Below are 9196 nucleotides of genomic sequence, written 5' to 3' on the forward strand. Positions count from 1 at the left end.
ATCGGGACGTACCGGAGTCAACTATTTCAAGCATCGAGGACGCGTCTGACCCCCTCCTTCGCGACCCCGAAACACAGCAAATAAACGAACCCATTCTCCGCTTTTATGTGGAAAATGGGTTCGTTTGATTTCCCTCAGCCGGGAGCTGCGCTCCGGGAGCGTCCGTCTTCTCTGCTACGCCTGAATCGGGTTCGGAGGCGTCTTCCCTGTAAGCCCCGCCACCAGATTTCGCGCCGCCGTCCAGGCCATTTCAAGCCTCGTTTCCCGTGTTGCCGAGCCGATATGCGGCAGCAGCACGGCATTATCCAGCGACAGAAGCGGATGATTATCCGGAAGCGGCTCCTGCACGTACACATCCAGGCCCGCCGCCCAGATTGTTCCGCTCCGCAGCGCTTCGATCAACGCCTCTTCATCGACGGTCGCACCTCTTGATCCGTTGATAAAAATCGCGCTCTTCTTCATCAGCTTAAACTCGCGCTCGCCGATCATCCCCCGGGTCTCTGGCGTCAGCGGCGCCATGAGGCATACAAAATCCGCCTCCGCCAGCAGCTCGCCCAATGTGCGGTAAACCGCACCGTATTTTTCCTCCAGCTTGGGGTTGCGGGAGCGGTTATGGTAAATAATATCCATATCGAATCCATACCGGGCGCGCTGAACAATCTTCTCTCCGATGCCGCCAAGCCCGATAATGCCGAGCGTCTTGTGATGCACATCGAGGCCGAACTGGGCATCATCCCGCGAATCCTTCCATTTTCCGTCCCGGACATACCGGTCCAACTGCGGCATCCGGCGCGCCGTTGCCACCAGCAGACCGAAGATGGTATCGGCCACCGTATCGTTCAGCACCCCCGGTGTGTTGGTCGCTACGATTCTGCGGCGGCTGATTTCCGGAATATCCAGATTATCATAGCCGACGGAAATATTGCTCACGATCTTCAAACGGGGAGCGCGGTCCAGAAAGGCCGCATCGACCCTCAGTCCGGCCCCCAGCAGCCCTTCCGCTTCTTGAAGCGCCTCCGCGAAAGGGGAACCGGGAGAGCTGTCATGGGCATCAAAACATGACGCGTCGCAGTGCTCCCGGACGTATTCCAATACTTCTTCGGGCAGTTTGCTGTATACAATCGCCTTTGGTTTCATCTATCTATTCCTCCGTATAATTTATATGATGTCAAGCGGCATTTTACGGGCCGGTCCGGGGAACGCCTCATCGAGCTGCCGCAATTCGTCCGCGCTCAGGCGGATCAGGCCCGCAGCCGCATTCTGCAGCACATGCTCCCGGGATGAAGCTTTGGGAATCGCAATAACATCCCCTTCCCGGACGCACCAGGCGAGGAGAATCTGCAGGGGAGAGGCGCCATGCGCCGCGGCAATTGCCTTAACCGCAGCATTTTGAACAAGCCCCTTCCGCAGCGCCCCCGCCTGGGCAAGCGGCGAATACGCCATAATCGGCATTTGTCTCTCGCGCTGCCAGGGGAGCAGATCGAACTCAATCCCGCGCGATCCCAAATGATACAGCACCTGATTCGTTACACAGTGCGTTCCCCGGGCAAGCCGGGACAGCTCCTTCATATCATCCGTATCAAAATTGGACACGCCCCATCTTGCAATTTTCCCTTGCTCCACCAGCCGCTCCATGCCCTGAACCGTTTCTTCCAGCGGAACGCTGCCTCTCCAGTGCAGCAGGTACAAATCCAGATGATCGGTCCGAAGACGCTTCAGGCTGTCCTCGCAGCTTTTGGCGATGCGCTTTAGCCCGGCGTTGTGCGGATATACCTTGGATACAAGAAAGACCTTGTCCCGGATGCCTCGCACCGCTTCACCCACCACTGTCTCGGAGCGTCCTTCGCCATACATCTCTGCAGTGTCGATCAGCTTCATCCCGAGCTCGATGCCCAGCCTGAGCGCCTTCACCTCTTCGCTTCTGCGGGAAGCGTCATCGCCGATGCACCAGGTTCCCTGCCCGACTCCGGGCACAACCGTTCCATCCGGCAGGGCAATCCGGCTGCTCGCAAGAGCCTTTTCAATTTCGGTTATGCTTGCTTCATTAACGGAGTTGTTCATCGGTATGCCCCTCTTTCCTTAATGATAGTTCCCCGATATATGCCGCTCCGTCCCGGATAACATTTTGGCCAACAGAACGATCTGTCCGGTATGAAAGCCGTAATGCGCCGAGATTCTCACGAGCAGAGTCCGAATGATTTTGACGTCCTTCGCTTCTTCTTCGGAAGCCTGGGCCCGCTTCATCCGGTTCCAGTCTTCAAGATCGTAAGGGATGGTAACCTCACGGTTCAAATCCTCCTCCGACAAGGAGGAGAGAATATCTTCGGATTGACTTCTCACTTCTTTCAGCCTGGCGACCAGCTCATCCCGAGACAATCCGCCCTCCGAGAAAAATTCCCTGGAGCGCTCCCGGATCAGCGGCCTGCCGCCAACGGCTGTTACAAAGTACTGATATTCGTTGCCCGCAAGGTGCAGACAGTAATTGCCGATGCTGTTCATGCCAGGCTTAATTCTTGTCCAGATTTGCTCATCCGACAGGAGCAGCAGGCTTGTTTCGATGCTCTTCAACTGATCGTTCATATAATCCAGCGCGTCTTGAACCAGCTCAATCAATTCTAATCCCTCCAGTTTCGTATGGGTTATGGCAAGCATACCCTATTTTCCATAAAGAGCCGCGAAGGTCCTGTCTTCCAGACCTCTCTTTCAGGAGAACAAGCAGCCATTCGGCGGCTGCCTGAACTTTATTGCGGAGCCCCGTACTTCTGCGGAATCCGCATCGCCCGGATGACGGAAGCTACGGCATGGCGTATATTTGCTTCTGCGTTATGGATGGCTTCATCCAGCGTCATCGGCGACTGTGTGGCTCCAATGACGACGTCCAGCCCGATGCTGTACAAATCCCGAACATCGGCCGCAACGCCGCCGGACACGCATATCACGGGCTTATTGTATTTCTTGGCCAGCTTCGCCACTCCTGCTGGCGTTTTGCCGAATGCTGTCTGGGCATCAGTGCGTCCTTCACCCGTTATAACAAGGTCGGCAGCCTGAACCATTTCGTCAAAACGCGCCGCCTCCAGCACGATATCGATACCCTTGGCCATGTCCGCGTTCAGGAACGCGATGAGTCCCGCGCCCAGACCGCCAGCGGCCCCGGCTCCGGCAGCTTCGGCTATATCGATGCCAAGCTGTTCGCGGATGATTTCCGCCAGATGCTTTAGGCCCGAATCAAGCTGCTCGACCATCTCCGGCGTGGCGCCCTTTTGAGGGCCGAATACCCGCGAAGCCCCTCTGTCCCCGCACAGCGGATTCGTAACATCGCTGGCAATCGTCGCCATGCACCCGGCTATCCCCGGGTGGATACCGGATATGTCAATCGTCGCGATTCTATGCAGCTCTCCGCCGCCGAAGCCGATTTCTTCTCCCCCCGCATCAAGAAATTTTACGCCCAGAGCCTGTGCCATGCCAATGCCGCCGTCATTGGTGGCGCTGCCCCCGATGCCGATCACAAGCCGCCGGCAGCCATTCTCAAGCGCTTCCTTGATCAACTGCCCGGTGCCGTAGGTTGTCGTCACCATGGGGTTCAGCTTCTCCTTCGGAACCAGCGTCAGCCCCGACGCCGCCGCCATTTCGATCACTGCGGCCCGCCCCTTGTCATACACGCCGTAAACCGCAGTGACGGGATCACCCAGCGGGCCCACCACCTCAAGCTCGCGGTATTCTCCGTTCAGCGCGCTTATCATCGCTTCCACAGTGCCTTCGCCGCCGTCGGCAATCGGTATTTTACGGACAATCGCTTCCGGCATCGCCTCAAGAACTCCCTGCTCCATACAGTCCGCCACTTCTTTCGAGCTGAGACTGCCTTTGTAGGAGTCAGGCACGATCAGGATTCTCATTGCATCACTCCTTTCGATCCTTGTCTGCTTGCCTGTCTAGAAGTATATCAACTAATAGCCTGTACGAGAAACTTCAGTCCTGTCACCGTATCTTTCAGGCTTCCTATCCTTCCTAACCACTGGTATAATTTAGATATTACAATTAGTTGGGAGAGAATGCCCCTTATGAGCATTGGCCTTATATTTGTTGTTGTTCTGGCTTTCATCCTTGTCGGCAGCATGTTGCGTAAAGATAGATATGGAAAGCCCCCGGACAGGAAGGGCAGCTACGATCCCTCTATGTTCGCGCTATCCAATCCAGACCTCATCGAAAGTCCACAGGACGGAAGCCCTTCTTCCCCGAACGATTCCCACGGACGAAATCATCAGCATCATCATGGAGGCGCCGGTAGCAACGATGGCCGCCAGCATAGCGGTTTTCACGATCATGGACATAGCGGCGGGACGCATGGCTCGAGCGGATTCGGAGACTTTGGAGGCCACTCTCACGGCGGACACAGCTCCGGCGGCGATTACGGCGGCGGCGATTGCGGCGGTGGCGGAGGCGGGGGAGACTGAATAGAACAGACGCCCGGGCAAGCGAATAAGCGGCTGTATTCCCTCTATAAGAGAGATACAGCCGCTTGGATCATTTAAAAATATATTCCCCTTTGCCGGGTGACAATGGTGTTGCCTTTTAACGCGAGCGAAGCGGTATGGAAGCCAAGCTGCGTCAAATTCTGCGCTGCCCGGTCATTTCAATCAATCCTTAGTTCTTTTTCCACGCCTCCGGCAGAATGAAGCCGTCATACTTGTCTTGGGAATTAATATAATCCTCAAACTCCTTGGATTCGTAAGCTGCCTTCAGGTCCTTGGCCCATTGCGTGTTTTCGTCTTTTTTATTGATGGACACGATGATCCGATGCTGTTCCGGCGTATTCTCAATCTTCAATGCCTCCGTAATTTTTCTCTTGGCGTTGGCAATGTAATTTCCGTTTACTACCCCATAATCTACGTCCTTCAAGGATACCAGAATTTGGGCGGGGTCCAGCACCTCGATTTTAAGCTTGACGTTGCCCGGCTCAACGCTGTTCAGGTTAAAATCCGTTGTACCCGCATCGGCTTTTACTTTCACCCAACCGAGTTCTTCCAAAATCCGAATCGCACGCTCCTGGTTAACCGGGTCCTGAGGAACCGCTACCGTAGAACCGTCTTTCACTTCATCCAGGGACTTGTGTTTTTCAGAGTACAAGCCTTGCGGAGCGCCGGGTGAGAAGGCGAGTCTTACCATCTCCGCGTTCAATTCCTTGTTAATCGCTTCCATATAAGCCGTGCTTTGGAAAATGCTGGCGTCAATCGAACCTTCCTTCATAGCCGGATTAACCTGCATGTTCTGCGAGAACGTTTTGATGTTGACCTTATAGCCCCTTTCCTCCAGGATCGGCAGAATGCCCTGACGGAATTGTTCCTCATAAGTACCCACGCCAAATCCGACGGTGATTTCTTTCTTCTCTTCGCCGGACGAGCTTTGCTTTCCGCAAGCGCTCAGCACCAAAATTAATCCTGCCAATACAACTGTTAGTAATTTTCTCACTTTTTTTGTCCCCTTTTCAAAAATAGAATCATGAAACTTCCGCAGCCTCTCGTCGGTTACACTCACCGGGATCGCGCAATTGGGCGCCAGAATAAACGGCTTGTCCGCCATATTTCCCCCGCCTCCGCATAGTACGTAGCTCTCGGGTTGATCTTGACCCAATCCCGATCAAATTGCTTCGTAAAAAGCTACTGCGTTTCGGCCAAATCATCAGCATACTGTTCCTTGTCCAAGAAACGCCCCCACCAGCTAACAGCGGGGCGATCAGCCAGTTCCCCGACAGCAGGGCCTCAAATCTCTCTTTTTGTGCCAGCCTCCTATGATGATAACCCCTTTTTAATCACGACCCCTTTATTTTTAAAATTATAATCCCAATATGTTTAATTGGATTAATTAGTCGGATATTAACATACATAAAAGGACAACGTCAATACAGTTTATAGCTGATAATCAGTCTTTGACTGCATTCTCATTATCCTGTTGACAAGAAGAAGAAATACAGGTTAACATTCTAATATTATTAATTAGCATCGGAAAAGTATGTTTTACATGGGAGGCGAGGATTTCGCGCTCTATCTGGGGCACATTCCCGGCGCTTTCGTAAATATCGGCACAGCCAGTCCCTTTGCTCTCCATCATCGGCAGTTCAACCTGGATGAAGCGGCTTTACTTCCCCGCAGCCCGCTATTTCCCTCTACTGGCGGAAGCGGCGCTGGCGAAGCTTTTTGCTTGAATTCGAATAGGCGCTGACGGTGGCTATAGGAGGGAAGGGGCAAATTGGGGTAAAAAAAGAAAGGCCCATGAAAGATTCGTGTAAAATGGAGTCACCACAACTAACCATTACACAGGAGAATCTCACAATGGGTTGCACTCATCTTAGCATAACCGAACGCAGTAAACTAGAACTCCCGGGGCGGCATCCCTCCACAATAGCCAGAGAACGCCAACGTGGAGGAACGGTGTTAACCAACTAAATTTTGAACCCATTAACAAAAGACCAGACATCAGCGGCGATAGCTATTTCTCTCTTCCGCTGTAATAGGAGTGCCATCTGTGTGATAGTCGTAGCTCCAGGGGATCTGGGAAAGCTCTTCTTTTCCCATAACCTCCAGTTCTTCCTGAAAGAGCCGGAGCAGCTCATACAGCGTATTCTCATGATCGGGAATCCACATCTTCAAATGGTACTGCAGAGCCCTGTTTATTCCGGAATAGTGAAAGCAGACGAATGGAAGGCCGTCTTCAAGCCAATACCGCCCTTCCCCGGCCGAAATGATCTTCCGGCTGGACTCATGCAGATTCCAGTAAGCGACATTGTACCCCGGGTGTTTCCATACTGTAACGTTAAAGTAAGCTGGCGCCAGATCGATCCATTTCTGATCACAATAATAGGGTGCTTGGTAATACCCGTAGCTGTACAGCCGCTGTCCCCACCATTCCAGAAAATGCATGGTTTCCTCCGACCGCCGAAGCGCCACAAAGCCGGTGTTAAAGAAGCCCACCCATAAATAGCTCCACGGATCTGAGCACGGCGTGAGCAGGTGAGGCGACAGCAGGATGTTATGATATTCCAGGGCAAACAGCAGATCGTCGAATGGTGCGTAAGGGATGACATCCGTATCCATGAATACGATATTGAGTTCATCCGGATACCGGTCAAACAGAAAATGGAGAAAAGCCGGTTTAATGGAGGTTACCGCCTCATAAAGTCTGTATTTTAGAATATTGGTTTCAAATTCGGGGATTCCCAAATCCTTGGCCAGAATGACTTCGTCGAACCATGGAACGTTAAGCGCTGCGGGATGCATCGACTTCTCCACAAGACATATGATAACGCGGGCATATGGCATTTGAACTTTTGTCATTCTTGCCATCACTTTAGCCTCATGCAGATTGTCTGCACAGGTCACCGAGCAGATGATCATGACGGGTCCTCCTCTTCATTCGGTAATCAGTGTTTACTTGAATATTAATAGATTCCGCCCGTTGATTTGATCCATTCAGCAGTTAATTTTATACCTTCTTCAAAAGAGTAATCATGTTTAAAGCCCAAATGTGTGATAGTTTCATCCATTGTAAACCATTCTTTCTTGTACACAATTCCATCTTCATTTCTTATCCCTAACCCTAATTGTGAGTCAGGAGAAACTACATTTTTAGCGGTTTCAATAAATTTTTTCAAAGGTTGCGGAGAAGGGCCCCCAATAAAGTAGTATTTTTTCAAATCATTGTTCAATCCAATTTCAAACAAACACTTGATACAGTCATCAATATAAATGAAATCAAATAATTGCTCCGCTTTCGTATATTCGGGCAATTCTCTAAGCAATAATTTTTTGATTGTATAATTAATAATATTTGATGTTCTATCCCCAATCCCGTATACACCAGATAAAGTGCACCACGTGTAGGGAATGTTATGGTTGTAACAATATATGTCTAACAATGAGTGATAAAAGTTCTTGCTGATAGCATAAGTGAAATTCTCTGAAATGATATTATTTTTAATTGCTAGCTCTGCCATGAACTCTCCAATAGTACCTGTTGCAATGAATCTTTTACATCCCATAAGCTTGGATTGCTTGGCACACTCCATAGAGCTGGATACATTATCCATTTGAACCTTATAGTCTGCCCTTTCTGGTCCAGACGCACCGGTCCAAGCAAAATGATAAAACACATCGATATCTCGATCCGCTATCAAATGCTCTAACTGCTCCGCATGATTCAGATCACAATAGATGATATTAATGTTGTCATCTTTCAGTATGGTATCAACATTAGAGAGTTTGTTTCTTACTACAGCAAATACGGTTACTCCTTTTTTCGCAAGAAAATTCGTTAATGAGCTACCAATAAATCCATTAGCTCCCGTGATTATTACTTTCTGCATTTCATTCCCCCCCTCAACATGTACGGATAAATTTGATACTATATTCTATGAACAAGGGAGCTAATGGCTTGTGCAAATGACAGCTTCATCCACTGATATATTTTCCCATAGAGTAGACTGCGGAAGGGCGAAAAGACCATGAAGCCGAGAATCGATAATGTTTGTCAAGAACCAGTTGAGCAACTTCCTTATAAAAAAGAGACCTTCCGCCCGGGAGGTCTCTTCTCATTCCACTACTTCTTCTGCTTAAAAAACTCATGATACAGCTTCATCAGCGCCTGCTTCTCAATCTGCGTTACATAGCTGCGGCTAATGCCCGCTCTTTGGCGATCTCTCAATTGCTTTAATCAGCCCAGGTGTAATGTTCTCCACGATCAACATCTTACATGCTTGCGTTTGAAACCAACCTGCCCTTTGTCGACTGCCTTTTGAATATTTTCGTAAGCGTGAAGAAATTTGCTTTTGGCCTTATCCTTATTGACTTCTACCGGGCCTACAGTTCTTGCGGTCCCACACGCTTTATCATGAAGAGGCACATAGGATATCGCCACTGTATATAAAAAGTTGTTCATTGCGTATTTCGTGCGTTCTGGAGAATCATGAATCGTATTTTTCACCATCTCAAGCATACCGGCAAGCTTGCTCTCGGAAAATTCATCGTCCGGTCGATTGCCGAGCAGCCAGCAGTAACAGCTCCAGCCCGCTGACATTCTCAGCTCTTCGCCGCTCGCGATCCATTTATCGGCAACCTCTTGTGCAATATCCGCTTCCGCCAGGGTTACGGCAACTACATAATCAGACAGCATGTGATGACTCCCATCCCTAAAGGGAGGGGCTTCT

The 9196-nt window shown here is 50.6% G+C and carries 10 protein-coding genes; all 10 read right to left on the reverse strand.

The window, feature by feature from the left end; all coding sequences use genetic code 11:
• Positions 1-174 precede the first annotated feature (174 nt).
• Entirely contained in the window at positions 175-1137 is a 963-nt protein-coding gene (locus L692_RS0119700) for a 2-hydroxyacid dehydrogenase (RefSeq protein ID WP_025701768.1), read from the reverse strand.
• 21 nt (positions 1138-1158) lie between these two features.
• Positions 1159-2061, reverse strand: coding sequence for an aldo/keto reductase (locus tag L692_RS0119705; RefSeq protein ID WP_025701769.1), 903 nt, complete (start codon positions 2059-2061; stop codon positions 1159-1161).
• Positions 2062-2079: 18 nt separating this feature from the next.
• Positions 2080-2613 carry a DUF1572 family protein gene (locus L692_RS0119710; protein WP_025701770.1) on the reverse strand — a complete coding sequence of 178 codons (534 nt, stop codon included), beginning with the start codon at positions 2611-2613 and terminating at the stop codon, positions 2080-2082.
• 128 nt (positions 2614-2741) lie between these two features.
• The gene (locus L692_RS0119715) at positions 2742-3893 is read right to left on the reverse strand and encodes a glycerate kinase family protein (protein WP_025701771.1); all 1152 of its coding nucleotides are present in this window, start codon (positions 3891-3893) and stop codon (positions 2742-2744) included.
• Between the two features lie 288 nt (positions 3894-4181).
• Complete coding sequence (locus tag L692_RS32010; RefSeq protein ID WP_156940526.1) at positions 4182-4472, reverse strand: hypothetical protein; 291 nt, start codon at positions 4470-4472, stop codon at positions 4182-4184.
• Between the two features lie 169 nt (positions 4473-4641).
• Entirely contained in the window at positions 4642-5466 is an 825-nt protein-coding gene (locus L692_RS0119725; RefSeq protein WP_025701773.1) for a MetQ/NlpA family ABC transporter substrate-binding protein, read from the reverse strand.
• A 1004-nt stretch (positions 5467-6470) separates the two neighbouring features.
• Positions 6471-7388 (reverse strand): hypothetical protein, encoded by a 918-nt coding sequence (locus L692_RS0119735; protein WP_025701775.1) that lies wholly within the window; start codon positions 7386-7388, stop codon positions 6471-6473.
• A gap of 44 nt (positions 7389-7432) precedes the next feature.
• Positions 7433-8356: an NAD-dependent epimerase/dehydratase family protein gene (locus tag L692_RS0119740; RefSeq protein ID WP_025701776.1), complete on the reverse strand. Its 924-nt coding sequence runs from the start codon at positions 8354-8356 to the stop codon at positions 7433-7435.
• A 233-nt stretch (positions 8357-8589) separates the two neighbouring features.
• A complete protein-coding gene (locus tag L692_RS31310; protein ID WP_312000681.1) occupies positions 8590-8694 on the reverse strand; it encodes a sigma factor-like helix-turn-helix DNA-binding protein in 105 nt (34 codons plus the stop codon).
• 36 nt (positions 8695-8730) lie between these two features.
• The coding region (locus tag L692_RS0119750) for a DNA alkylation repair protein (protein WP_036724638.1) at positions 8731-9196 on the reverse strand (466 nt) is incomplete at its 5' end.

Source organism: Paenibacillus forsythiae T98, from assembly GCF_000520735.1.
GTDB lineage: Bacteria > Bacillota > Bacilli > Paenibacillales > Paenibacillaceae > Paenibacillus_AQ > Paenibacillus_AQ forsythiae.